The 24,312-nt window shown below is 68.8% G+C and carries 22 protein-coding genes; 6 read left to right on the top strand and 16 right to left on the bottom strand.

The window, feature by feature from the left end; translation table 11 throughout:
* Window positions 1-268: 268 nt before the first annotated feature.
* From BUE42_RS14150 to BUE42_RS14085, 14 genes are all read right to left on the bottom strand, one after another.
* Window positions 269-1,411, bottom strand: coding sequence for a DUF1972 domain-containing protein (locus tag BUE42_RS14150; RefSeq protein WP_073465743.1), 1,143 nt, complete (start codon window positions 1,409-1,411; stop codon window positions 269-271).
* 2 nt (window positions 1,412-1,413) lie between these two features.
* Window positions 1,414-2,574 (bottom strand): glycosyltransferase family 4 protein, encoded by a 1,161-nt coding sequence (locus tag BUE42_RS14145; RefSeq protein ID WP_073465742.1) that lies wholly within the window; start codon window positions 2,572-2,574, stop codon window positions 1,414-1,416.
* Window positions 2,574-3,734 (bottom strand): glycosyltransferase, encoded by a 1,161-nt coding sequence (locus tag BUE42_RS14140; protein ID WP_083614132.1) that lies wholly within the window; start codon window positions 3,732-3,734, stop codon window positions 2,574-2,576. The genes BUE42_RS14145 and BUE42_RS14140 overlap by 1 nt, the downstream gene beginning before the upstream one ends.
* The gene (locus tag BUE42_RS14135; protein WP_083614131.1) at window positions 3,718-4,806 is read right to left on the bottom strand and encodes a glycoside hydrolase family 99-like domain-containing protein; all 1,089 of its coding nucleotides are present in this window, start codon (window positions 4,804-4,806) and stop codon (window positions 3,718-3,720) included. Before BUE42_RS14135 ends, BUE42_RS14140 begins: the two co-directional genes overlap by 17 nt.
* 3 nt (window positions 4,807-4,809) lie before the next feature.
* Complete coding sequence (locus BUE42_RS14130) at window positions 4,810-7,542, bottom strand: oligosaccharide flippase family protein (RefSeq protein WP_073465740.1); 2,733 nt, start codon at window positions 7,540-7,542, stop codon at window positions 4,810-4,812.
* Window positions 7,539-8,792, bottom strand: a complete 1,254-nt coding sequence (locus BUE42_RS14125; protein ID WP_159445419.1) for a glycosyltransferase family 4 protein — start codon at window positions 8,790-8,792, stop codon at window positions 7,539-7,541. The genes BUE42_RS14130 and BUE42_RS14125 overlap by 4 nt, the downstream gene beginning before the upstream one ends.
* Window positions 8,779-10,113: a hypothetical protein gene (locus BUE42_RS32185; protein ID WP_073465738.1), complete on the bottom strand. Its 1,335-nt coding sequence runs from the start codon at window positions 10,111-10,113 to the stop codon at window positions 8,779-8,781. The genes BUE42_RS14125 and BUE42_RS32185 overlap by 14 nt, the downstream gene beginning before the upstream one ends.
* 142 nt (window positions 10,114-10,255) lie before the next feature.
* Window positions 10,256-11,221 carry a glycosyltransferase family 2 protein gene (locus BUE42_RS14115; protein WP_073465737.1) on the bottom strand — a complete coding sequence of 322 codons (966 nt, stop codon included), beginning with the start codon at window positions 11,219-11,221 and terminating at the stop codon, window positions 10,256-10,258.
* Window positions 11,222-11,231: 10 nt separating this feature from the next.
* Window positions 11,232-11,972, bottom strand: coding sequence for an exosortase-associated protein EpsI, B-type (gene epsI, locus BUE42_RS14110; protein ID WP_073465736.1), 741 nt, complete (start codon window positions 11,970-11,972; stop codon window positions 11,232-11,234).
* Window positions 11,969-12,847 carry an exosortase B gene (xrtB, locus tag BUE42_RS14105; RefSeq protein WP_073465735.1) on the bottom strand — a complete coding sequence of 293 codons (879 nt, stop codon included), beginning with the start codon at window positions 12,845-12,847 and terminating at the stop codon, window positions 11,969-11,971. Before xrtB ends, epsI begins: the two co-directional genes overlap by 4 nt.
* A gap of 1 nt (window position 12,848) precedes the next feature.
* Window positions 12,849-13,802: a polysaccharide biosynthesis tyrosine autokinase gene (locus BUE42_RS14100; RefSeq protein ID WP_083614125.1), complete on the bottom strand. Its 954-nt coding sequence runs from the start codon at window positions 13,800-13,802 to the stop codon at window positions 12,849-12,851.
* Between the two features lie 24 nt (window positions 13,803-13,826).
* Complete coding sequence (gene epsF / locus BUE42_RS14095) at window positions 13,827-15,284, bottom strand: chain length determinant protein EpsF (RefSeq protein WP_073465734.1); 1,458 nt, start codon at window positions 15,282-15,284, stop codon at window positions 13,827-13,829.
* Between the two features lie 52 nt (window positions 15,285-15,336).
* Window positions 15,337-16,254: a polysaccharide export protein EpsE gene (gene epsE / locus BUE42_RS14090; RefSeq protein WP_073465754.1), complete on the bottom strand. Its 918-nt coding sequence runs from the start codon at window positions 16,252-16,254 to the stop codon at window positions 15,337-15,339.
* Window positions 16,255-16,280: 26 nt separating this feature from the next.
* Window positions 16,281-17,270: an EpsD family peptidyl-prolyl cis-trans isomerase gene (locus tag BUE42_RS14085; RefSeq protein ID WP_073465733.1), complete on the bottom strand. Its 990-nt coding sequence runs from the start codon at window positions 17,268-17,270 to the stop codon at window positions 16,281-16,283.
* A gap of 261 nt (window positions 17,271-17,531) precedes the next feature.
* On the opposite strand from BUE42_RS14085, the gene BUE42_RS14080 reads away from it, so the two are divergent.
* The 4 genes from BUE42_RS14080 to BUE42_RS14065 all read left to right on the top strand — a co-directional run bounded on the left by BUE42_RS14080 (window position 17,532) and on the right by BUE42_RS14065 (window position 19,561).
* Window positions 17,532-17,978, top strand: coding sequence for a DUF2726 domain-containing protein (locus BUE42_RS14080; protein WP_073465732.1), 447 nt, complete (start codon window positions 17,532-17,534; stop codon window positions 17,976-17,978).
* A 111-nt stretch (window positions 17,979-18,089) separates the two neighbouring features.
* Entirely contained in the window at window positions 18,090-18,362 is a 273-nt protein-coding gene (locus BUE42_RS14075; protein ID WP_073465731.1) for a hypothetical protein, read from the top strand.
* Window positions 18,359-18,928 (top strand): chlorite dismutase family protein, encoded by a 570-nt coding sequence (locus BUE42_RS14070; RefSeq protein WP_073465730.1) that lies wholly within the window; start codon window positions 18,359-18,361, stop codon window positions 18,926-18,928. The genes BUE42_RS14075 and BUE42_RS14070 overlap by 4 nt, the downstream gene beginning before the upstream one ends.
* Window positions 18,929-18,970: 42 nt before the next feature.
* Window positions 18,971-19,561, top strand: a complete 591-nt coding sequence (locus BUE42_RS14065) for an outer membrane beta-barrel protein (RefSeq protein ID WP_073465729.1) — start codon at window positions 18,971-18,973, stop codon at window positions 19,559-19,561.
* A gap of 21 nt (window positions 19,562-19,582) precedes the next feature.
* Here the strand turns inward: BUE42_RS14065 and BUE42_RS14060 are convergent, their stop codons facing one another.
* Together BUE42_RS14060 and BUE42_RS14055 are read right to left on the bottom strand one after the other, a co-directional pair.
* Entirely contained in the window at window positions 19,583-20,137 is a 555-nt protein-coding gene (locus tag BUE42_RS14060; RefSeq protein WP_143171493.1) for a hypothetical protein, read from the bottom strand.
* A gap of 16 nt (window positions 20,138-20,153) precedes the next feature.
* Window positions 20,154-21,317, bottom strand: coding sequence for an RHS repeat domain-containing protein (locus tag BUE42_RS14055; RefSeq protein WP_073465727.1), 1,164 nt, complete (start codon window positions 21,315-21,317; stop codon window positions 20,154-20,156).
* Window positions 21,318-21,566: 249 nt separating this feature from the next.
* Here BUE42_RS14055 and BUE42_RS14050 point away from each other — a divergent pair, with 249 nt between their 5' ends.
* Both BUE42_RS14050 and BUE42_RS14045 read left to right on the top strand, forming a co-directional pair.
* On the top strand, window positions 21,567-22,631 hold the full coding sequence (locus BUE42_RS14050) for a substrate-binding domain-containing protein (protein ID WP_073465726.1): 1,065 nt from the start codon (window positions 21,567-21,569) through the stop codon (window positions 22,629-22,631).
* A gap of 154 nt (window positions 22,632-22,785) precedes the next feature.
* A complete protein-coding gene (locus BUE42_RS14045) occupies window positions 22,786-24,309 on the top strand; it encodes an ABC transporter substrate-binding protein (protein ID WP_200798961.1) in 1,524 nt (507 codons plus the stop codon).
* Window positions 24,310-24,312 lie beyond the last annotated feature (3 nt).

Raw genomic sequence — 24,312 nt, 5'->3', positions numbered from 1 at the left:
TCGGCTTTGGGGATGCATCGGCAAACTCCCTCCACTCACTTCGTTCGTTGTGGTCAAACAGTGCCGATGAGTCAGTCCACGAAGTGCGCTGGCGCGCACCATCCCCAAAGCCGATCTTCTTCGTCGCCCCAGAAATCGCCCCCAGCCCATCCCCTCACCCGCCGCTAAGCACCAGCCGCTCTGGTTGGGGGGAAAAGATTGAACAGAAGGTTGAGCATGCGAGCGCCCGCACGCTTCATCCGCCCATTTGGTCTCTTTCACCCCCATCTCAGGACGCACGCCCTTGTTCGCGCGCACCCGCATCGCGAGCCGCCGGCAGCCACTGCAACAGCAACTGCTCGTACTGCGCCAGGATGTGGTTCCAGGTGAAGCACTCCTCGAAGCGGCTGCGGCTGGCTTGCTGCATCGCGGCCAATCGCGCCGGATCCTTCAGCACCGCGTCGAGCGTTGCCGCAAAACCATCGGCGCCGCTGAAGTAGCCAGCCTGCGGGCCGGCCACCCAACGGTTGAATCGGTTGTCGTGCGCGATCACCGCGTTGCCGGCGCCGAGCGCCTCCACCAGCGACGGGTTGGTGCCGCCCACCTGGTGGCCGTGCACATACGCCATGCTGTGGAAACGCAGCGATTGCACCGTCGGCTTGTCATAGATCGCACCGACGAACTTCACCTCGGGGCTCGCGGCTTCCTTCACCGCACGGTGGTACGCGTTGTCCGCCGAATAGTTGCCCAGCACCGTCAGCGTCACGCCGCGCGGCGCGCGCGAGAAACCCTGCACCACCTCCAGGATCGAGTTCTCCGGCTCGGGTCTGGCCACCAGCGTCAGGTAGCGGCCGGGCTCCAGGCCCAGGCCGTGTACCGGGCCGGTCGGCATGTCGCGCAGCGGGTCGGCCCCATAGGCGATCGTCGTCACCTTGTTCGCGTTCACGCGCGTGCTCAGGTGGTGCTTGATCTCCGGGTGGTCGGCCACCAGGTGGTTGCCGAGCCAGCAGCCGGCCCAGTCGTTCATCCAGAACCAGGTCTTCGCGACACCGCCCCACTTCGCGCGCGACCACTCGATGCCGTCCATGTTGATCAGGTTCGGCACGCCCTTCAACCGCAGCAGCGTGCAGAACACCGCCGTGTTGTAGCCGAGCGTCAGGCACAGGTCGCGGTGCTTCGCGGCATGGCGCGTGGCCTGCCAGTCGAACAGGATCGTGCCCTTCGGCCCGGGCGCATCCACCGGCATGCGCACCCGCTCGACACCGCGCCAGCTGTCTTCGAACACCGGGCCGGTGCCGTCCTCCTGGCAGTACACGATCACGCGCCAGCCGCGCTCCACCAGGTACAGCGCCAGGTGCTCGGCAAAGGTCTCGAAACCGCCGTGGGCGGCCGGCACGCCGCGCGTGCCGAGGATGCGGAGGGTCTTGTTCATGGTCAGGTCTGGATGTGAGCTTGCATGCGGCCCGGTTCGAAAAAGCGGCGCACACCGTGCACCAGCACCTGCGCCGACTGCTGCCAGTCGAATTGGCGCACCTGCTCCAGGCCCTGCACGCGCATGCGCTCGCGCAAGGCCGCATCGCCGAGCACCTGCCGCAACGCGGCGGCCAGCTCGGCGCTGGAATTCGGGTCGGCATACAGCGCCGCCGCACCGCCCACCTCGGGCAGCGACGTCGTGTTGGACGTGATCACCGGCACGCCGCTCGCCATCGCCTCGGCCACCGGCATGCCGAAGCCTTCGGCAAACGCCGGGTACGCGAACGCCAGCGCATGCCGCATCACCGCCGGCAAGGCCTGGTCGCCCACGCTCGACAAAAAACGCACGCGCTGCTGCAGGCCATGCTTCACGACCGCCCGGTCGATCTGCTCGTAGCTGAAGTCGCGCTGGCCGACGATCACCAGCGGCGGCGCATCGGCACCGAGCTCGGCATACGCATGGATCAGCGTCTCGTGGTTCTTGCGCGGCTCCAGCCGGCCTACCGTCAGCAGGTAGCCGCCGGGTTCCAGCCCGAGCTCGCGCACCGCGTCGGCGCCATCGGGGCCGGGCCTGAAGCGCTGCGGGTCGACGCCGTTGTAGGTGATCGCGATGTCATCCGCGGTCACGCCGTACAGCCGCGCGATCTCGCCCTTCGAGAACCGGCTCACCGCGAACAGCAGCTTCGCGCGCCGCGCCGCATGCCGGAACGTCAGCTTCGACTGCAGCACGAAGCTGCGCGGGAAGAACTGCGGGTGCGTCTCGAACAGCAGGTCGTGGATCGTGACCGCGCAGGCGCCGGTGCGCACGAACGGCAGCCGGTACTGCATGTGCAGCAGGTCGATGCGGTGCTTCCATTGCAGCCACGGCAGTTGCAGCCCGAGACGGATCGGCGCGCGCTGGTGCGTCATGCGCACCAGTTCGACGTTCGGCGCACGGAACTCGGCGTGCGCCTCGCGCAGGCTGTCGATGCCGTCGAGCAGGAACACGAAGTCGATGTCCGGCGCGAGCCGGATCGCCTCGCGGTACAGCCCGAGGATGTGGCTGCGCGAGCCCTGGAAGATGCCGTCCCAGGTGTGGAAGTCCACGCCGAGGCGCGGGCGGCGGGTGGTCGTGATCGTCATCAAGGTGTGCGCAAGGTCGTGGCAGGAACGGCCGCGGGCTCATGGCCCGCACCGACGAGACGGCGGCTCAGCTCGACATGGCGCATCGCGAAGCCCTCCGAGCTGAGGCGCCGATCGAGCAGCCGCTGCTGCGCCTGCGCGACCTGGGCTGCGCGCCGGCCCGGCGTCGTCACCAGCGCATCGATCGCGCGCCACAGGTCGGCCGCGTCGTGCGGCGCGCAGAACGCGATGCCGTCGTCGTCGAAGTAGTGGTCGAGCCCGCCGGCCCGCGTGGCGATCACCGGCACGCCGCGCGCGGTCGCTTCGAGCACCGCGGTCAGGCCGGAGGCGTGCAGGTTCTCATGCAGCGGCACCACGACGCAATCGGCCCAGCCGTAGTTCGCGACCACCTCGGCCTGCGTCATCGCCTGCGCGCTGATGTTGGGCTGTGCCAGGCGCGCCGGGAAATGGCTCGAGCCGATCCGCAGCTCGACGCCGGCGCGGCCGCCCAGCGCCTGCGCGAGCGTCTCCCAGTCGCGGTGCCGGTCGTTGCCGAGCGCCAGCACATGCAGCGGCCGCGTGCCGTCGAGTTCGGCCTGCGGCCGCTCGGTGGCGATCGGGTAGCTGTCGAGCGAGATGCCGAAGTCGACGATCACCTGCCGCTCGCCCAGGTCGAGCTCGCGGGCGCGCACCATGTTCAGCGGCGAGTGGAAGGTGGCCGCCTCGGCATCGCCCATCAGCCAGCGCACGAAGCGGCGGCGCACACCCGACCAGCGACTCCATTCGTCGACCAGCCAGATCGACTGCGCAATGATCGGTGCGGTGACGATGCCCGCGCGGCGCAGCAGCCCGACGCCCAGGTGCTCGTACTCGGTGTGCGTCCAGATCACGTCGGTGCGGTCGGCGCGCAGCAGCGCGCGGTTCGCCCACACATGCCGCAGGTCGAAGCCGACCAGCTTGCGCAGCGCGCGGTCGACCAGGCCGAACGCACCCGGCCAGGTCGGTGTCGCGCGCGAGAAGCTCAGGCTGCAGCCCTGCTGCAGCGCATGGTGGTAGCCGTAGGGCGTTGCGTCGGGCACCTCGCCGCGCGCATGGCGCTGCGCCCAGGCGGCCACGTCCAGGTGCCGCGGCAGCAGCACCGTCACGCGCAACGCGCTGGCCGCGTCAGGGGACGAAGACATCCTGAATCCTCTCCAGGTACTGCATGCCGAACTTCTTGGTCGGCTCGATGATCGAGCCCTCGCCGTATTCGTTCCAGCAGCACAGCACGCCGATGCGCTTCGTGCGGTCGGGGTTGGCGTCCATCAGCGCCTTGCCGGCGCGCAGGTGGGCCTCGAAGGTGGACGGCGTCGACACCGAGTTGTCGTGCCCCGGCTGCGAGCTGCCGCCCCACGGTGTGCGGTCCCAGCCGGCCGTCATCGGCACGAAGTACGGCAGCTTGCTGTACTTCACGATCCAGTTCCACTGCATGCGGTAGTACTGGTCGAGCTCGTCGTAGCTCTTCGAGTACGGGGTGCGCGTCGAATCCTCGCCGGCGATGCCGAAGTGGTAGTTGTAGGCCGAGATCGCGTCGAAGCCGCCGTTGAACGCGTAGTCCCTGACCCAGAACTGCGAGGCCACCACGCCGAGCACGAAGTAGATGCCCGGCAGCCCGGCGGCGCTGGCGCGGGCCCGCGCGCGGGTCAGCATCGCCGCGGTCGTCGTCTGCATCGCGGTCGCCTGGCTGCGCAGCACGTCGGGCGAGAACACGAACATCACCGGCTTGTTGTCGATGCGCAGGTACTCCGGCCGCTTCATGTGGTTGGCGATCCAGAAATCGACCAGCGCATCCCACTCGGCCAGCGTCTTCGGCTCGGCCGTGTGGTTGGCCCACATCAGCGTGTACTTGACCTTCGAGCGCTGCGCCGCGGCCAGGTAGGCCAGCACCGAGGTCTGCAACGCCGGCTTCGCGTTCTCCCAGTACCAGTCGAAGATCACGAACGAGATGCCGGCGTCGGCCATCCAGCCGAGCTGGCGGTCGAGCGTGACGGCCTTGTCGTCGCGGTACCAGCCGAGCATCGGCTCGCGGTCCTTCGCGAACGGCTTGATCGACGACCAGGTGTCAGGCTCGGCCGCGCCCTTCACGTTGGGCGACCAGCCGGGGTAGTAGTAGATGCCCAGCTGGTAGGGCGTGGCGGACCACGCCGACCACGACGCCGCACAGCAGGCCAGCGCGAGGACCGCTCGAAGAAGACCGCGGGTGACCACGTTCATGGCTCATGCTCCCAGTTGCACGGCGAGGGCCGCCGAGGCCAGTTGTTCGACCGCCGGGCGGCGCGAACGGATCTGCGCGCGCGTGTCGGCCAGTGCGTCCAGGCGCGCGCAGACGCAGCGGTACAAGCTGTCCGGATCGCAGACCTCCAGCGGGCTCAGCAGCGATTCCGCGCCGAGCCCGAAGTGGCGCAGCGCACCGGCGAACTTGCCCTGGTACTCGACGGCCACCACCGGGATGTCGCGGCCGAGCGTCGCGATCATCAGGTGCATGCGGCCGGTCAGCACCAGGTCGAAATGCTGGCAGCACTGCTTCACGTCGGCCGCGGTGTACGGGCCTTGCGCGAGCAGCACGCGCGGCTGCACCTCGGCCGGCAGGCGCGAGAACACGTCGGCCAGCATCTCGGGGTCGCTCGCGTGCGGGCGGAAATCATGCGGCACCAGCACCACGCGCGCATCGCGCTCGTTCACCAGGCGCGCGATCGCGGCGGCCGAGGCCGACACGGCATCGTCGCGCTGCTTCGCCGACAGCAGCTTCAGCGAATGCGGCGACAGGTTCCATGCGATCACCGGGCCGGTGCCGCGAGGGCCTTGCTTCAGCCACGTGGCGACGCTGCTTTCGAGTTCGCTCGACGGCGAGGGTTCCAGCAGGAAGCCGAGGTCGGCCGTCAGCTTCACCCGCTCGCCCACCAGCTGCGCGACCCGCTCGCGCGACACCGCATCGCGGCACAGCAGCGTGACGCCTTGCGGCAGCTTGCGGAACGCACCGGCCATCGCCGGATCGGGCCGGTCGTTGAAGCTGAAGCTGCACACCATCGCCGGCACGCCGCGGCGCGCCGCGAAGCCGGCCACCTCGAGCCGCAGCATCGATTCGAAGCGGGAGTAGAAGCCGTCGAGCACGTCGGCGCCGATCACGATCAGCGCGCGCGCCTTGGCCAACTCGTTCGCGACCGCACCGGCCTGGCCGAGGCGGCCCCACAGCGGCATCGCGGTGAAGGCCACGTCGCCGCCGACCGGCATGTCCACACCGGGCCGGCACAGCACGCGGGCCGATTTGATGCCGGCCTGTTTCAGCAGCGTGGTCAGCCCGCCGACCAGCGCCTGGTCGCCGACCGAGCCGATCATCGAGTACGCATCGGCGATCACGATCACCACCTCGCCGGGCTTCGCCGGCTGGGCCGCGAACGGCCGCGCCAGCGTCATCAGCAGGCGGTAGGCCCGCACCATCATGCCGTCGTTCAGGCGCACCACGCCTTCCAGCAAGCGCACGCCACCGGCCCCCACCGCGCCGGGCAGCCGCGACACATGCCGCAGCAGCACGCGCGGCATCAGCGCGACGATCAGCAACGCATACAGCGCCGCGCTGATGCCCAGGCTCACCACCGATCCGACCACCGGATTGACACGGGTCTGCGCGAAGTTCGCGATGGCGAAGCCGACGGCGGCGGCGAGGACGGCGGCCAGCACCGGCTTGGCGATCTGACGGATGATGGGCATGGCTTGGATCTCCAGGGAGAGACGGATGACGCGGAAGATGATGGGCACCGCCGCCATCTGGCCGAACAACAGGCTGGCGGCAACGCCCGCGGGACCGAAGGGCAACAGCAAGGGCAGTACCAGGAAACTGCAGGCGCAGCGCACGATGCCGACCTGAACCATCGCGCCGGCCGCACCGGTTGCTTGCACCGCCGACGAATACAGCAAGGCGATGGTGCGCAATGCACCCAACAGGCACAGGATCTGGAAGGGCGCGACCGCGTCGTGCCACTGGCTGCCGAACACCGCCGGCACCAGCACCGCGCCCGAGCCGCCGGCCAGCAGGAAGGCCGGCACGATGAAGGTCGCGGCCAGCAGCGAGCGCGATGCGATCGCGTCGAGCAGCGCGTCGCGATTGACCTGCGCGCGGGCGAACACCGAGATCGATGAATCCCACAGCGGCGCGGCCAGCAGCTGCGTCGCGGCGAGCTGCGCGCGGGCCGCGAGCGCGTAGTTGCCGAGCAGGGCCAGGCCCATCTGGCGGCCGACGACCAGTTCGACCACGCGGGTCTCGGCCAGGTCGAGCAGCTTGACGAAGGTGATGCGCGCCGAGAAGCCCGACAGGTCGTGCAGTGCGCGGCGGTCGAAGGCCCAGCGCGGGCGCCAGCTCTCGTGGCGCCACAGGATCACGGTGCCGGTGACGTGGAAGCACAGCTGCTGCAGCACGAAGGACCAGACGCCCAGCCCCATCAGCGCCGCGACGATCGCGACCGCGCCGCTCAGCAGGTTGGCGGTGGCGGTGCGGCGCGCGAGCGTGCGGTAGTCGAGCGAGCGGCGCAGCAGCCCGGCCGGCACCGCCGACAGCGCCATCAGCAGGAACACCGGCGACAGCGCCATGATCACCGGCTGGATGCCTTCGCTGTCGAAGGCGCGTGCGAACAGCGGCGCGCAGGTCAGCGCCAGCAGCACCAGCGTGATGCCGCAGGCCATCGTGGTCCAGAACGCGGCGTTGATGTGCTCGGGGCTCAGCGTCGCGCGCTGCACCAGCGCGTGGCCGAACAGCTGCTCGACGAAGATCTCGCCCAGCGTCAGGAACACCATCGCGACCGCGAACGCGCCGAACTCGGCGGGGCCGAGCAGGCGCGCGAGCGCGAAGAACACGATGAAGGTGATGCCGCGCGCGGCCCAGTTCTGCACGTAGGCCCACATCGTGCCGCGAGCCGCGGACATCTTGTGCTGGCTGTCCATCGGCACATTGCTCATGCGGTGGCCTCGCTCAGCGAGGTGATGACCCGCTCGCGCCACGAGCTGGCCGAGAACGCGACGCCCGCATGCTGGCGTGCCGCCTCCGACAGCCGCGCGCGCAGCGCATCGTCCGACAGCACCCGCACGATGTGGTCGGCGAAGGCCTGCGCCTCGTCGGCCACCATCGCGTGGCAGCCGTCGAGCGCGCCGGTGCCTTCGACGCCGATGCGCGTCGACACCACCGCCGAGCCGGCGAGCATCGCCTCGACCGTCTTGATCTTCACGCCGCCGCCGCTGACCAGCGGCACCACGGTGACGGCGTTGCTCGCATAGAACGCATGGATGTCGGGCACGAAGCCGCTGAACTCGACACCGCTACCATCGCCGGCCTGCGCCGTCAGCGTGGCCGGCGGGTTGCGGCCGGCGACCACGAAGCGCGCCTGCGGCAGGCGCTCGCGCACGCGTGGCCAGATGTCGCGCAGGAACCAAGCCATGCCTTCGAGATTCGGTTGATGGCCGAAGCTGCCGGCGAAGCCGACCTGGCCGGCCACGGCGGCGACGTGCGACCGCTGCAGCGCCTGGTCGTCGGCCAGCGGCAGCCCCATGGCCAGCGCGCGCGTGGCCGGGTTCAGCGCGTGCAGCACCTGCGCATCCTGTTCGGACAAGGTCAGCGCCGCGGCGAAGCGCGGGTAGTGGCGCGCCTCGTAGCGCGCCCACGCGACCCAGTTCAGCCAGTTGCGCGGGCCCGGCGCGCGCTGCGCCTGCCGGAAGCCCGACAGGCTGTAGGCGTCCTGCACGTCCATCACGCAAGGAATGCCGTCGCACAGTTCGACGTACTGCGCCATCTGCGGGAACTGGATCCACACCACGTCGGGGCGGAAGCGCTGCAGCATCGCGCGCAGCGCGGCTTCCATCGCCGGCGTGCGGCACAGTCGCGCCAGCTCCGGTTCGCCGAACGCGAACGAGCCGAGGCGCGCACGCAGCACCGCGCTGCGCGCGATCTGCAGCGGCACGCTGTCGACTTCGGCGCAGTGCGATTTCAGGCTCGCGAGGTCGCGCGACTCTCGCTCGTCGCCCTGGGCACCATCCGCACCGTGGAAGCCGAGGAACGCGACCGTCGCGACGCCGGCCAGCTCCTTCAGCTGGGCCCAGCAGAGCGCCGCCCCGCCGTTGGCGGAGCCTTCACCGTAGAGGAAGGGCGCGAGCAGCAGCACGCGCGGGGTCGATGCGACCGTCGCCGCGGGGGCCGGCGATTCAGGCAAGTTCATGCGTGGCGAGGGTGGACTGGTAGAGCGAGGGCGCGCGCGGCGGCGCGAAGACCGCGGCATGGCCGTGCATGAAACGGCCGAGCAGCGTGAAGACGAACAGGAAGAACACGACGATGTCGGGCTCGAAGTTGTACGGCAGGAAGAACGCGCAGACCGTGAAGCCGATCAGCACCGACCACTGGCTGCGGTGCACCCACAGCCCCGACAACATGCCGGCGATCGACAGCATGAACAGCGCGCCCAGCGGCAGCCCCATGTCGAAGAACACCGCGAGGAAGCTGTTCTCGACGTTGTAGAGCGTGCCGCCGAACAGCGCCGCGCGCGCGCCGACCGTGCCCTTCGGGTAGCCGAGCCAGGCGTAGTCGTCCAGCGATTCGATCGCCATCACGAAGGACTTGTGGTGGCCGACCATCGACGGGTCGGTGCCGCTGAAGTTGAGCAGCGCCCAGCGGCTGACGGCACCGTCGCTGTAGCTGTCGAGCAGCAACAGAGCCACGCCCATCAGCGCGACCGAGACCGCGCCGGCCAGCACCATGCGCGTCAGGTTGGCCGGGCTGAACAGCACGCCGCCGGGCACGCAGGCCAGCACCAGCGCCGCGGTGCCCAGCATGATCGCGAGCCAGCTGCTGCGCGAGAAGGTGAGGGCGACTGCGAGCAGTGCGAACACCAGCGCGGCCACCACGACGACGCTCGGCACCGGCCGCGGCCTGCGCGAGAACAGCACGCCGCCGACCAGCAATGCATACAGCCCGAGCGCGAGGCCGAGCGAGTTCGGACCGGTGGCCGGCAGGCCCATGCGCAGCCAGGTGCCACCGGCGATGTACCAGGCGCTTGCGAGCGGGCCGGTGCCGGTGTCGTCGCCCATCAGCGTGCGCAGCAGGCGCGGGCTGAGTTCGACCGCGGCGAAGATGCCGAACGCGATGAACACGACGAGCAGGCCGCACCAGAAGCTCATGCGCAGCAGCGCGCGCACGTCGTCGTCGCTCGCGCGCAGCACGATGCCTTCGAGCGCCACCGCGAACAGCAGCGGCAGCAGGTAGATGCGGGCGTAGTACAGGCCGGGGATGTGGCGGTCGTCGAACGCGGCGACGAACACCGTGGCCGAGATCGCCGCGATGCACAGCAGCGCCCACAGGTAGAAGCCGCGCGCCTTGAAGACATCGGTGCGGCTGATCGCGAACAGCACCAGCAGCAGCAACAGCCCGTCGCGCAGCGGCGGGATGATGTTGGGCACGTGGGCCATGCCCAGCAGCGTCTTGCCGAACTGCGACAGCAGCGACACGAAGGCGATCAGGCAGAGGAGGCGGCCGGCGAATCTCATGGCATCCCCCCCGTTCGCCCTGAGCAGGGACTGAGCTTGTCGAAGGCCCGTCCGTCGAAGGGTTGGTGCCCTGGCACGAGGGCTTCGACAAGCTCAGCCCGGCCCTTCGACAGGCTCAGGGCGGACGGAAACAAGAATCCGATCATCTCGCCACCACCGGCGCCTGCTTCCACCACGCCGCGAACGACTGCTGCGCCGCATTGAAGTAGCCGTTGCGCTTGTCGCGCTGCAGCGCGCGGCGCTCGGCGGTCTGCGACAGCACGGCCCGGCCGGCATGCGCCAGCGCCTTGGCCGAGAACACCAGCCCGAGCGACAGCGCGAGCCGCGACGCCGCGCCGCGCCCGAAATGCTTGGTGACGAACAGCAGGTACGAGCGCAGCGTGCGCAGCACCGTCGCGCGGCCGGCCCAGGCCTTGCCCGCGCCTTCGTAGTGGGTGACCGTCACGTCGGCGCGGTAGCTGGCGCGCAGCCCGAGCTGGCGCACGCGGCGGCCGTAGTCGACGTCTTCGCAGTACATGAAGAAGGCGTCGTCGAGGCCGCCCAGGCGCTCCCACACCTCGCGCCGCGTGGCCAGGCAGGCACCCGACACCCAGTCGACCGACGGGCTCGACTGCGCATAGAAGCCGGGCCGCGTCTGCACGCGGCGGAACACGTCCGGCGTGCGCCATTGCTTCTCCAGCCCCAGCCACGACAGCGCGATGCGCACCGGCGTGTGCTCGAAGCCGACCGAGAACTGCAGCCGCCCGTCGCCATACACCAGGTGGCAGCCGGCGACGCCGACCTCGGGCTGCAGCGCCTCGTCGACCAGCGCGTCGAGGCTGCCGTCGCAACGTGTGTCGTTGTTCAGCAGCAGCAGCACGCGGCCGCTCGCCTCGCGCGCGGCGCGGTTGTTGCCGCCGGTGAAGCCGAGGTTCTCGGTCGATTCGATGTAGCGGATGTCGGGCCGCGTGCGCAGGAAGGCCTGGCTGCCGTCGACCGACGCGTTGTCGATCACGATGACCTCGGCGCTGTGGCGCGTGAACGCGGCGCGGACGGTGTCCAGGCACTCGGGCAGGAAGCGCAGGCCGTTGTAGTTGACGATGACGACGGAGACGTCGGGCGGGTTCATGGGCATCTCGTCACGGGGCGGTGGCGGCGACGCTCGCGTCAGAAGGACCCTGCGACGGGCTCACCGGCCCGATCAGGAAGCGCCGCGTGCGCGGATCGACCGACTGCAGCAGGTCGGCCATGAAGCGCTCCTGCATCGCGTAGGCCGGGGCGGTGTCGGTCGCGATGCTCGACACGCGGAACAGCAGGCCGTCGGGGATCCAGCCGCGCAGGCCCTGCTTCATGCGCGAGACCTGCTGCTGCATGCCGGACGGGATCACGTCGTCGCCGACGCGCATCCAGTAGCTGATCGGTTCGCTGCGCGGCCCGAGGCTGGCGAGCAGCCGCTGCACCGGCACGCGGCTCGCGTCGGCCTGCAGCGCGGTGTGGCCGCCGCCGCGGATCTGGAAGCCCTGCGCCACGTAGCAGACCTCGGGCCGGTGCAGCTCGAGCTCGCCGGCCTGCGCCGCGCCGTACGCGATCGACAGCATCACCCGCTCGCCGGTCGGGCCGATGTAGGTGCGCGTCAGCGTCTGCGCATACAGCGTGTTCAGCAGCGCGACCTGCTGCGGGTTGATCACCTGCGCGACCGTGCCGTTGTCGACACGCCAGCCGGCGAACGCGCGCGGGATCGCGGTCTCGAGCTTCAGGTCGCTGCTGAGCGCGGCCAGCCGCGCGCGCGGCGTGAAGGCCTGCGCGAGCACCACCGCACCCAGCATCAGCGCGAGCGCTGCAGCGGCGCGCTTCCAGTTCGGAACGAAGGCCGTGCTCATGCCGCCGCCTTGTGCCGCACGCCGAGCCGCAGCAGCGAATCGGCGCCGGTGATCAGCAGCAGCGCGGCCATGAACAGCACCAGCCCGGCAAAGCCGTGCAGGAAGCCCTGGCCGGCCTCGTCGCCGAAGTGGTAGGTGATCAGTGTCAGCACCATCACGCGGATCACGTTGGCGCAGAAGCTGATCGGCACGATCAGGATCGCGAGCGCCACGTTGCGGAACACCGAGGCATGCCGCACCAGGTTCAGGTACAGCAGCCCGAGCGCCTCGAGCGTGAACAAGGTGTGCAGGCCGGCGCAGGCATCGGCCACCAGCAGCTGGTACTGGCCGATCTGCAGGATCACGCCGGTGCGGCTGATCGGGTAGCCGATGCGGTACAGGATGTTCTCGGCGACGTACGACACCGCGAGCTTCATCGGCTGCGTCAGCGCATCGACCACCGTGCCGGGCAGCGGGATCATGAAGATCATGAAGAACAGCGGGAACCACATCCGCTTCAGCGCGCCCGGGCCGCGCAGCAGCAGCACCAGGCCGACCAGCATCCACAGCAGCGAGCCGATCTCGAGGATCAGGATGCCTTGCGAGCGGCCGAGCGCATACGACAGCGCACCCACCAGCAGCATCGGCCAGGCGAGCCAGGGGCGCGGCCGGTCACCCGGCACCGACATCGCGGCCGGCCAGGCCCGCACCAGCAGCCAGATCGAGATGCCGAGCACGATCGGGCCGTGGCCCTGCTCGTCGGTGCGCCAGATGCCGTTCAGCAGGTCGAAGAAGCTCGGGCCGTACATGGCCACGAGGCCGAGCGCGGGCAGCAGCCACGGCGTGGCGAGCGCGCGCCACCTCGCGTCCGGTCCCGGGGTCGGCAAGGCGGCCATGTCAGTAGTCGTTGAGGACGACGCCGGCGAGCTTCGCGGGGCTCTCCGCGAGGCTGGTGACGAGGTCCTGCAGGCCGTTCATGTGGCACTGGTTCTTGCGCGCGATCGCCAGCGCCGAGCCGCAGCGCGCCGCGATCACGCCGGCATCGGCGCCGTACGACGCGGCCGGCGTGTCGACCAGCACGTGGTCGAACTTCGACAGCAGCTCGCGCAGCAGCAGCTTGAAGGCCGGCCGCTCGACCAGCTCCAGTGGATTCGGCGGCGTCACGCCGACCGGCAGCAGGAACAGGCTCGGCAGGTCGGGCACCTGGTGGATGACGTTGGTTTCCTTGCGGCCGCTCAGCACGTTCGACAGCCCGGCACCGTTCGGCACCGCGAACACCTCGTGCTGGCGCGGGCCGCGCATGTCGGCATCGACCAGCAGCGTGCGCCCGCCCAGCTGGGCCAGCGTGACCGCGAGGTTGGCCGCGAAGAAGGTCTTGCCGTCGCCCGGCTCGGGGCTCACCACCGCCAGCGCGCGCTTCGGCTCGTTGGCCGAGAACAGCCGCATCATCAACTGGCTGCGGATCGCACGGAACGACTCGGCCTGCTGGCTGAACGGCTGCACCGCGGCGACCAGCTCGCGGCTCAGGTCGCGCCGCTCCTCGGGCGCATACGGGTAGTGGAACTGCTGCGACAGCGCGTACAGCACGTCGTCGTCGCTCGCGAAACCGAGCGCCACCGCCGCCTCGCCGAAGCGCAGCCGGTGCTGGCGCTGGTAGGCCAGCACCGTCTCGACCTGCTGCGACGACAGGTTCTTCAGCCCGGCAATGATGTCGCCGATGCTGCGGTCGTGCAGTTGCTGGCCGCCTTGCGGGCGGTCGGTGTAGGCGCTGTCCGCGCCGTCGCCCTGGCCGGTGCCGTTGACGCCGCCGACGCCGTTCAGCCCGCGTGCGCTGCCGCCGAAGCCGGCCATTCCGTCTCTCATGTTCGCCATGGCTCAGCGCCCCCTCGTGCCGTTGGCGACGGCCAGTTTCGATGAAGCACCCGGCAGCCGCGCCAGCACCCGATGCGGCAGCACGAAGCGCTGCTTGCCGCCGAGCAGCCGCTTGCGAATGGGCTGCGGAATGCTGCCGATCACCGGCAGGCCGATGGTGCGCACCAGGTCTTCCGGGCTGCGCACGCGGCGGTCGATCAGCTCGCGCAGCAGCGCGATGCCCACCGCCAGCATGCCGCCGAGGAACACCGCGACCAGCATGTTCAGCAGCAGCCGCGGCGACGAATGGCGTGCCGGCACCGACGCGCGCGTCAGCACCGAGATGTTGGTCTGGTTGTTCTGGCTCTCCAGGCTGGTCTGCGTCAGCCGCGCGCCGACCGCGTCGTAGGCGCGCTGCGCGGCCTCGAGGTCGCGCTGCAGCACCTGCGATTCGTCGCGCTGGTCCTTCAGCTTCAGCACCTTGCTGCGCTGCGCCTCCAGCGCATTGCGCACGTCGGCCTCGCGCGCCTTGTTGATGTTGTTGTTCACGCCCATGCTGCTGCTGACGCGGCGCACCTCGGCGTCATAGCGCGAGCGCAGTTCGTTGATGTTGGCCTTCAGCTCCAGCACCTGCGGGTTGGCGTCGCCCAGGCGCGTGCTCAGCTGCTGCAGCTGGGCCTCCTGGCGCGACAGGTCGGCGCGCAGGCCGCCCACCACCGGGTTGTTGATGACGTCGGGCAGCTGGTTCGGCGACAGCGCGGCCTGCTGCTGGCGGCTGGTCGATTCGGCGCTCAGCGCCTGCAGCGTGATCAGCTGCGTCGACAGCTCGTTCAGCTTGGCGTTCTCGACGTCGAAGCGTTCGTCGGTCGACACCAGGCCCTTGTCCTTCTGGTACGTCGACAGCCTGGCCTGCGCCTTCTCGAGCGATTCGCGCAACTCCTTCGCACGGGTGTCGAAGAAGCTGCTGTACTGCTTGGCCGGGTCGACGCGCAGGTCGAGGTTGGTGTCGATGTAGGCCTGCACGAAGGCGTTCGCCAGCGCGGCGCTGAACTTCGGATCGGGCGAGGTGTAGCTGACGTTCAGCACGTTGCTCTCGCGCGAGGGCTTCACGTCGAGGTGCTTCTGCAGCGCCTCGGCCAGCCAGGCCTCGAACTCGCCGGCGCCGTCGGTGGCATCGAGCCACTTCGCGCGGCTCTCGGCGTTCTGGTTGAGCTTCATGTCGCGCACCACGCGCTGGGCCACGCGGTCGCTGGTGATGATGTCGACCTGGGTCGACATGTAGCCCGGCGTCATCATGCCGGCCAGCACCATGCCGGCGATCGGGTCGGGCGACTTGACGTCGATCACCAGCGCCGCGCTGGCGGTGTACTTCTTGGGCAGCAGCAGGCTCAGCGCGAGCGCGGTGCCGAGGGTGAAGAGCAGCATCGCGAGCGCCGCTTTCCAGCGGGCCCGCAGGATGGACATGAATTGCGAGAAGGACATGGGCGAGGCTCGCAGCGGTGAAGGGTTGTGGGGTTCTTCTTGGGGTGACTCGTCAGAACAGGCTTTCGCGGATGTAGATCACGTCGCCGTTCTGCAGCGCGTCGTTCATCCCGGGCTGCAGCTCTTCGACGCGGCCTTCGCCGTTGCGTCGGTGCACGCGCAGCCCGCGCGTCGTGCCGCGCTGGGTCAGGCCGCCGCCACTGGCGAGCGCCTGCATCAGCGTCATGTTGCTCTCGAGGCGGATCGCGCCCGGGCGTTGCACTTCGCCGTAGATGTAGATGGTGGGCATGCGCTCGACGTAGATCGTGTCGCCGTTCAGCACCACCGGATCCTGGTTCTGCGCACCGCCTGCAAATAGTGCGGCAATATCGACCTGAAGGCGGTAGGGCTGCCCGTTGCGGATACCGGTCAAGATGACAACATCGCTGCCACCGGGGGCGATGCCGCCGGCCTGTGCCAGCAGCTCGCTCAGGCGCATGCCGCTCACGTCGATCGGGAAACGGCCCGGCCGGTTGACCATGCCGAGCGCCGAGGCCTGGTTGCCGCGCACCTGCGTCACCAGCACCGTCACCTGCGGCTGCTTGACGAAGTTGCCGGTGCGCAGGCCGTCGGCCAGCGCCTTCTCGACCTGCGGCACCGTGAGGCCGCCGACCGTCACCTGGCCGAGCAGCGGGAAGCTGATTTGGCCGGTGTCGGAGACGCGCGTCTCGATCGCGAGGTCGGGGTTCTGGTACACCGCGACGCGCAGCACGTCGCCGGCGCCGATCACGTACTCGCGCGGCTGCTTGGCGTCCAGCGGCACGGCCGGGGCGTTGCCGCTCACGATGGCGGCGGTGGTGGCGGGCGCGGGGGTCGTCTGCGCGTGCGCGGGCGACGGGCCGAGCGCGAGTGCAGTGAAAGCAGCAAGCAAGGCGGCGGCAAGCACGGCGGCCGTGACGGCACCGGTCGCGCGTTGGGCAAGGCGATTCATCGTCATGGCGATAGCGGGTGTTTGCATCACTTCAGGTTCGAGAGTCCCTTGTTGACGGACGAGGCGTCGAGCGCGTTGCTCGACGCGGCGGGGCTGGCCGCGCTGGTGGCCGAGACATCCGCGGTCGGCGTCGTGACGACCACCGGCGCAACGCCGTCGGCCGGTGCCGGCTCGCCGGCGGCCTGCGCGAACTTGCCCTGGTACTCGATGCGGGCCGCGGCGCGCAGCTGCTTGAGCTGCTGGTCCACCACCTGGCGCTTGCGGTCGACCAGCAGGTACTGCTGGATCGCGTTCTTCGCTTCCGCGGCGGCCAGCGGCGCGGGCTTCACCGACACGATGGTCAGGATGCGTGCGCCGAGCGGACCGTTGATCACGTGCGACTGGCCTTCCTTCAGCGCGACCATCGGCGCGGCGGCCTGCATCGGCAGCGCGTCGGCGCCCTGGGTCAGCTGGCGCGTGCCGAAGCGCAGGCCGGCCACGCGCAACGCGGTCGCCACGTCGTCGGCGTTCTTCGCGGCATCGAGCTGCGGCTTCAGCGCCTGCTGCTGCGCCGGCGTGGCCTCGACGGCCGTCTCCACCAGCGTGTAGACGCGGCGTTGCGCGAACAGCTCCGGGTGCGCGTTGTAGTAGTCGGTGACCTCCTTGTCGGTCGGCACTGCGGCGCTCTCGGCCAGCCGCTCGGCATAGGCCCGCGCCAGGATGTCGCGGCGCGAGGCCTCGATCGCCTGCACGACGCGCGGATCGCGGTCGAGGCGCTGCTCGTTGGCGGCCTGCAGCGCGAGTTCCTGGTCGATCAGTGCGTCGAGCGTCTTGCGGCTCGCGGTCTCGACCTGCTCCGGCTTCAGGTTGCCCTGGCGCTGCATCAGGAAGTTGATCTGGTGGACCGAGATCTCCTGCTTGTTCACCTTGGCGGCCACCTGCGTCGCACCCTCGCGTTTGCTGCCGCAGGCCGCCAGCACAAGTGCGCAGCACAGCACGGCGCCAGCGCGCAGAACGGGTCGAATCGGGGTGGGCATGCGGGGTCCTGGCAAATGACTTCTCCTCGCGTGCCGCCCGCTGCCGTGATCGATTGACCACGACTCAGGGAAGGCACCAATATGACAAAAACAGAAACCGGTATGAGCAAGACTGATGCCTGTGTGACGCAGTGCACGGTGTCCGGTTGCAATTGCGGAGCTTGGTTACACCCGGCGTGTCGACGTGACGCCCGGCAACCCCCTTGGATGGGTGGGGTCCCGCACAATCGCCCGATCGCAATTCGATGCAAGGGTTCGCGCATGACGATCGTGCTGGTGTTGACCGTGTTGCTGCTGGCCGGCCTGGCCGCGCTGGGCGTGATGAAGAACCGGGCGGCGCGCGAACCGGGTGCGGCACCGGTGGCGCGGCGGCCGCTGGGCAAGCAGGAGCAGCCGATGTTCGAGCGGCTGTGCGAGGCGTTTCCGGACCAGCGGGTGCTGGCGCAGGTGTCGCTGTCGGCGCTGCTGACGGCGAGCCACCGGTCAACGCGCGGCCGCTTCGAGCGGCAGTTCGCGAACTTCGTGGTGTGCAGCCGCGAGTTCGACGTGCTGGCGCTGATCGAACTGGACGACGCGAGCCACGCGCGCGATGCCGCCGAGGTGGCGGCGCGCGACGGCATGCTGACGGCTGCCGGTTACCGCGTGTTGCGTTTCAAGCGCGTGCCGAGCGAGATCGATCTGCGGACGGCGGTGCTGCGGGCGGCCTGACCTGGGACCACCTCGCGCGGTCCCGAGCCGGTCGCGGCGACAATCGCCGGTCGTTTTTGCCGATACCGCTTTGAATTTCTTTCCCGATTTTTCCGACTCTTGCCTGTCACCATGCCGTCACGCCGTTTTTTCACCGCCCTGGGCCTGGTGGCCGCCACGCTGGCACTCGCCGTCGTGCTCAACCCGTCGGCCGAGCGGCACCGCGACCGCGTGCGTGCCGCGATCGGCGAGCGCAATGTGCTGGCGAGGGCGCTCGGCCTCGGCTCGCTGGCCGCGCTGGTGTCGAGCTACCACTCGCTCGGCGTGGCGTCATACACCTCGGTGGACGGGCACACGCTGTCGGTCGGCGTGATGGGGATGGTGTTCGTGAGGGACACGCCGTGACGGCGGCGCCGGCGCGGCTGTTCGATTTCATCGGCGGCTCCGAAGGGACATGGCGAGTCGATCGCATCGGCGCCGTGACGGGCGACAGCCTGCCCGCGGCGGCACGGTTGCAGGTCGTCGAGGCTGGCGGCGCGACCGAGCCGACCGGCTCGGCGTGGCAGTTGCGCGGCATCACCAGCAACGAGCGCTATGTGGAGCGCTCGGAGAAACAGCAACTGCTCGCCCGGCAGCCGGCGCTCGGCCGCCCCGAGGCCACGCGCGCCGCGCTGATCCCGATCCGCAAGAACGCGGCGTGGTGGGCGATGACGCAGGATGAGCGGCGCACGGCTTTCGAGGTGCAGTCGCGCCATATCGCGATCGGCCTGGACTACCTGCCGGCGGTCGCGCGCCGCCTGCACCACTGCCGCGATCTCGATGCACCGCAGCCCTTCGACTTCCTGACCTGGTTCGAGTACGCGCCGGCCGATGCCGAGGCCTTCGAGGCGCTGGTGGCAGCGCTGCGGGCGTCGCCCGAGTGGGCGTTCGTCGACCGCGAGGTGGACCTGCGGCTGAGCCGCGGCGCCTGAGGTGCATCGACGTCGTTTCCGACATTGCGCAGGACTTTCTTCATGACCGAATCCACCGAATTCCGACCGGCCGCCGTGGCCGTCCTGACCATCGCGCTGACGTTGGCCGCCTCCGTGGCCCATGCAGCCGACGGCGGGCCGCCGCTGAAGTTCTCGCTGGGGGGCGGCGTCACCGCGGGGGGCGACAACCTGGTCGAAGGCTCGGGTGCCGAGATGGACGCCGGGCGCGGCGTGCAGGTGTTCGCCGGTGCCGAGTACTGGGTGGCCGAGCCGTTCGCGCTGCAGATGAACCTCGGCTTCCAGATCGACCGCCGTAAGGCTGCCGGCGGCACCTTGCGCTTCCAGCGCTTTCCGCTGGAGCTGATGGGGCTGTTCGCGGTGACGAACAACCTGCGCTTCGGCGCCGGTGCGCAGTTCGTGTTCGGCGCGAAGCTGCGCGGCAGCGGTGAGGCGAGCGCGCTGAACCAGGACTACCGGCACGCCACCGGCCGCGTGCTCGAAGGCGAGTTCCTGATCACCCCGCACTCGGCGGTGAAGTTGCGATTCGTGAAGGAGAACTTCACGCCTTCAACAGATGGCGCCCCGAAGATCAAGGGCGACCATGTGGGGCTGATGTACACGCACTATTTCTGAGGCTGCGCTGTCGACCGCTCGCTAGTCGGAAATGGCGATGGTTCTGAACTTGCCTCGGGTCATGTAGAACGCCGTGGTCCCGGCCTCGATGGTTTCCATGATGATGGCGTCGCTTGTGACGTGGACCGGTGCGCCACGATGATCGTGGCGGCGGTAGTGACCGGGCGGCGAGACGAAAACAACCGAGAGTCGATCCACACGTTGGTACAGGATGCGCGTGAATCGGTAGTGCCCCGTGGCGTCCTGCTCTGCAAACAGCAACTGCAGCTGACGGCGGGGTTCTTCCTGCCAAAGCAACACGCCGAATTGAAGCCCGTGGGTCCCGGTGAAATTGCCGCGGGCCAATCCTGGGCACCCGGTTCCATGCACCTTCAGCCAGAGGGCTTGGTCGTCCTCCGGCAGATCAGAGAGGCGCAACGGTTTCCAGTCCGCATACCGGGACGCAAGGGCCGAGGCCAGTTCTTTCGGAGTGACAGCGTCGCAATCATCGGCCACCGCCCCGGTGGTGGCTGAAGCGAGGCATGGCAGCATCGCCAGAAGCGCTCGAAGACAGGTTTGCCGCATCTTCATTGCCATGCCTCTCATCTCACGGTCACCAGGGCGCCTCGCACGCGGCGTAGCAAGTGCCACCGGCCGGCAAGTCGCCACGTCCTCCCTGCTGCCCGGGAGTCGTCTGGAGGTGGAAGTGCTGTCCGGTAGCCTGAGCTGACGGGTGCTGCGCTTCGTCCAGCGCGAACTTTGCTCCACAAGCCTGTGCGCAACACAAGTATTTGTCGGGCTTTGCCGGATACCTTACATCGATGGCGTGTCCGCTCCTGTGCGGCGTTCCAGGGCTGTGCTGAGGTATGGCCTCGGCGGCGGAGGTGATGGTGAACTGCTCGCCCACGCATGACCGCATGCACATCGAGAAAACGTACAGCTCGGCTGTCGATCCACCCTCATTGGGCTGCGGAACGCCGTTCTTCGTTCGCCAATCGAAAACAGGGTCCGGTCCCCACCGGTCGAGCCCATTGGGGTCGACAAAGCTGAGGGGGTTGCCATCGACGTAGGCATACCCGTTGGGGTCTCCTTGCAGACCGATCGGATCGCTTTCACGGTAGCGGCCCGTTTCCTTGTCGTAGTTGCGCCGGTAGTTGTAGAACAAGCCCGACTCCTGGTCCGCGTACTGCCCCGGAAACCGGAGATTGAACGTGAAGTCGCCGAGCCCGCTCGGGTTGGTCTCGGGGGCCGTCGTCCCGAAGGGCTCGGAAATCCATCGCCAGCGGACCACGTTGTTCCCGTCGATCACCACGCGTGGCGTGTTCAGGTGGTCGGTGTGGATGAAGTACACGAGCGGATCGCCCCGCGGGTTGGCGGGGTCCGGCGTGAAGACCACCATCGGTGTGTCACGCAGCCACACGTATTCGCGCAGCGCCTCGCCCGTGTGGTCGTACTCGCCGAGCAGGTGTCCCTCTTTGTCGTACACGAAGGTCACCGTGTATGCGGGCCCTCTGCTGCTGACCTTGCGCACCCGCTGTCCCTTGGCGTTGTAGGTATAGCTGGTGGTGACGCCAGCCTTGGTGATGGTCGCGAGCTGTCCTCTCAGGTTGTAGGTCGCCATGTAGCCACGGCTGTCGGCGAGGGTGTTTCCGGCGTTGTCGTAGGTGAACGTCCGGTTTGGCTTTGTGGCGGTCGACAGACCGTTGCTCCAGGGCTGCGCGACGACGGCTTGCGCCCCCGCCAGCATCGCCGTCGCGATCAGTTTCTTGATGTTCATGGGCCTTCCTGTTCCATCGAGTTCTCGGATGGCAGGAAGTCTCTGCAGGCACTTTGAGGAAATCGTGCAGAAGGCCCTATCGCCCTCAGGTCTGTAGCTGCGCGTACTACAGCGAGCAGCAAGGCCGCGTGCGTGCGATTCGTTGCACACCGGTGCACCGTCTCAGGGTTTGCCTCGATCGGTTACACGATGGTACGACCTTAACTTGCGCGCCATCCAGCACCTCGACTGGAGCAACCGAGACAAGCCATGAACCGTAGAAGACTCCTGCTTTCCCTCACCGTGCCGGCGCTGCTGGCATCCTCTCGCCTGGCCCGTGCGGCCGCGGCCGACAAGGGCCTGATCGGCGTGTCGATGCCGACCTTCTCGTCGCGACGATGGGTCGACGACGGGCTCAGCATGATGCGCACGCTGAACCGCCTGAACTACACGGTGGACCTGCAGTACGCGGTCAACAACGCCGCCGACCAGCCGGGCCAGGTTCTGAAGATGATGGACGGCGGCGCGAAGGTGGTGGTGATCGGTGCGAGCGACGGCAGCGCGTTCACCGCGGTGCTGGACACCGCCGCGAAGAAGGGCGTGAAGGTCATCGCCTACGACCGGCTGATCCGCGACAGCGGCAACGTCGACGCCTATGCCACCTTCGACAACTTCGAGGTCGGCGTGCTGCAGGGCCGCGACATCGAGGCACGGTTGAAGCTGCGTGACGGCGGCAAAGGCCTGATCGAGCTGTTCGCCGGCGCGGCCGACGACAACAACTCGCACTTCTTCTACAACGGCGCGCTGTCGGTGCTGAAGCCGTACATCGATTCGGGCGCGCTGACGGTGGGCTCCGGCAAGGTGACGATGGCCGAGGTGGCGACGCCGCAATGGAGCGGCGCGATCGCGAAGGCGCGCTTGCAGGCGATGCTGAAGACGCTGTACGCGAAGCGGCGGCTCGACGCGATCCTCTCGCCGAACGACAACACCAGTGTCGAGCTGCTGACGGCGCTGCAGGGCGTGGGCTACGGCACCGCGGCGCAGCCGTGGCCGGTGGTGACGGGGCAGGATGCCGAGCTGAACTCGGTGCGCTCGATCCAGCGCGGCGAGCAGTCGTCGACCGTGTTCAAGGACACGCGGCAGCTGGCGGTGCGCGTGGCCTCGATGGTCGACGAGTACATGAACGGCAAGCCGGCCACCATCAACGACACCAAGACCTACAACAACGGCGTCAAGGTGGTGCCGTCGTACCTGCTGAAGCCGGTGTTCGTCAACAAGGCGAACTGGCAGCAGGTGCTGGTGGAGAGCGGGTTCTACCAGCAGGGCCAGATCTGACGGGTCGACGAAGGGTAGATATCGACGCACAGCCGTTGCGCAGCGGCGCAGAATGGACCGTGCCGGCAATCCCCAGGAGACGGCCATGTGCGCAACAGCGAGGTGGACAGCATTGCTGATCGCGGTGTTCGCGGCAACGGCCATGGCGGCGCCCATGGCGACAGCACAGGAGGCCAAACCGAAGACCGAGGTCTACAAGGCCTCGACGGTGAACGTCGGCGACATCGTCCCGCCGCGCGTCGTCGCCCCCTGCCAACCGGGCCGCTGTCCGTTCGCCGGACAGACCGTCACGATGCTGATCATCAAGGAGGCCAACGAAGGCGCGCTGGGCGAACTCAGGGCCGAGTTCGAGGCCGCCACCGGCGCGAAGCTCAACCTGGTCCAGCTCACGCACCAGGATCTCTTCCCCACCTTCATGTCCGACCTCACCACCCACGCCGGCAAGTACGACGCCTCGTACGCCGGGGCCTGGTGGCTCGGTGAACTGGTGGCCGGCGACTACATCCTGTCGTACGACAAGTACTTCAAGGATCCGCGCTTCCCGTCCTGGAGCCTCGACGACGTGCTGCCCGCACCGCGCAGCCTGCTGTCGTATGCCGGCAAGAAGTACATGGTGGCCAACGACCACGACGGCCAGGTCATGTACTACCGGCGCGACCTGCTCGAAGACCCGCAGCACCGCGCGGCCTTCCGGCAGAAGTACGGCTACGCGCTCGACGTGCCGAAGACCTGGGCGCAGTTCCGCGACGTGGCGGAGTACTTCGACGGCAAGGACCTCAACGGCGATGGCGAGCCCGATCACGGCCTGTCGATGCACCTGAAGGTCGGTGCCCAGGGCATGTTCCATTTCATGTCGTTCTCGGCGCCGTTCGTGATCGGCCCCGACAGCCCGAAGCTGTACTGGTTCGATCCCGCCGACATGCGGCCGCTGATCGCGAGCCCCGGGCACGTGCGTGCGCTCGAGGCCTTTGTCGACCTGGTCCGCTTCGGGCCGCGGGACATGCGCCACTGGGACCTCGGCCAGAGCTGGGACTACCTGCTCGCCGGGCGCGCGGCACTGACCTTCACCTGGGGCGACCTGGGCGCGCTGGCGCAGCAACCGGGCAGCAAGGTCAAGGGCAAGATCGGCGCGGCACCGGTGCCGGGCACGCGCGGGTACTACAGCCTTGCACGCCACGACTGGGTCGCCACCGCGCAGCCGAACGTGGTCGGCAACACCACCGGCGGGTCCTGGGCGGGCGTGATCTCGAAGTACTCGAAGGCGCCGCAGGCGACCTACTACCTGCTCGCGTTGATGGCGACCCGGGAGAAGTCGACGGTGTACGCGGTTCGCGGCTGGGATGGCATCGACCCGGGGCGCAGGTTCCACTTCCTGCCGCCCGACGGCACAGGGCAGATCGCCACCTACCTGCAAGCCGGCTGGAACGAGGTGGACGTGCGTGACTACCTGCATGCCTACTTCGAGAACTTCAGCAACCCGCTGCAGTTCCCCTACCTGCGCATTCCCGGCGCCTTCAGCTACTGGCAGGCGCTCGACGTGCACCTGGGCGAGGCCGTGGCCGGGCAACTGAGCGCCGAGGCGGCGCTGAAGGCCGCCGCGGTCGACTTCGAGGAGATCACGCTGCGCCTCGGGCGCGAACGGCAGCGCAGTGCGTACCGCCAATCTCTCGGGCTCTAGACC

The organism is Rhizobacter sp. OV335, from assembly GCF_900142965.1.
Taxonomy (GTDB): Bacteria; Pseudomonadota; Gammaproteobacteria; order Burkholderiales; family Burkholderiaceae_C; genus Rhizobacter.
The sequence above is the reverse complement of the archived record's forward strand: the minus strand, read 5'-3'. Positions and strand labels throughout refer to the sequence as shown.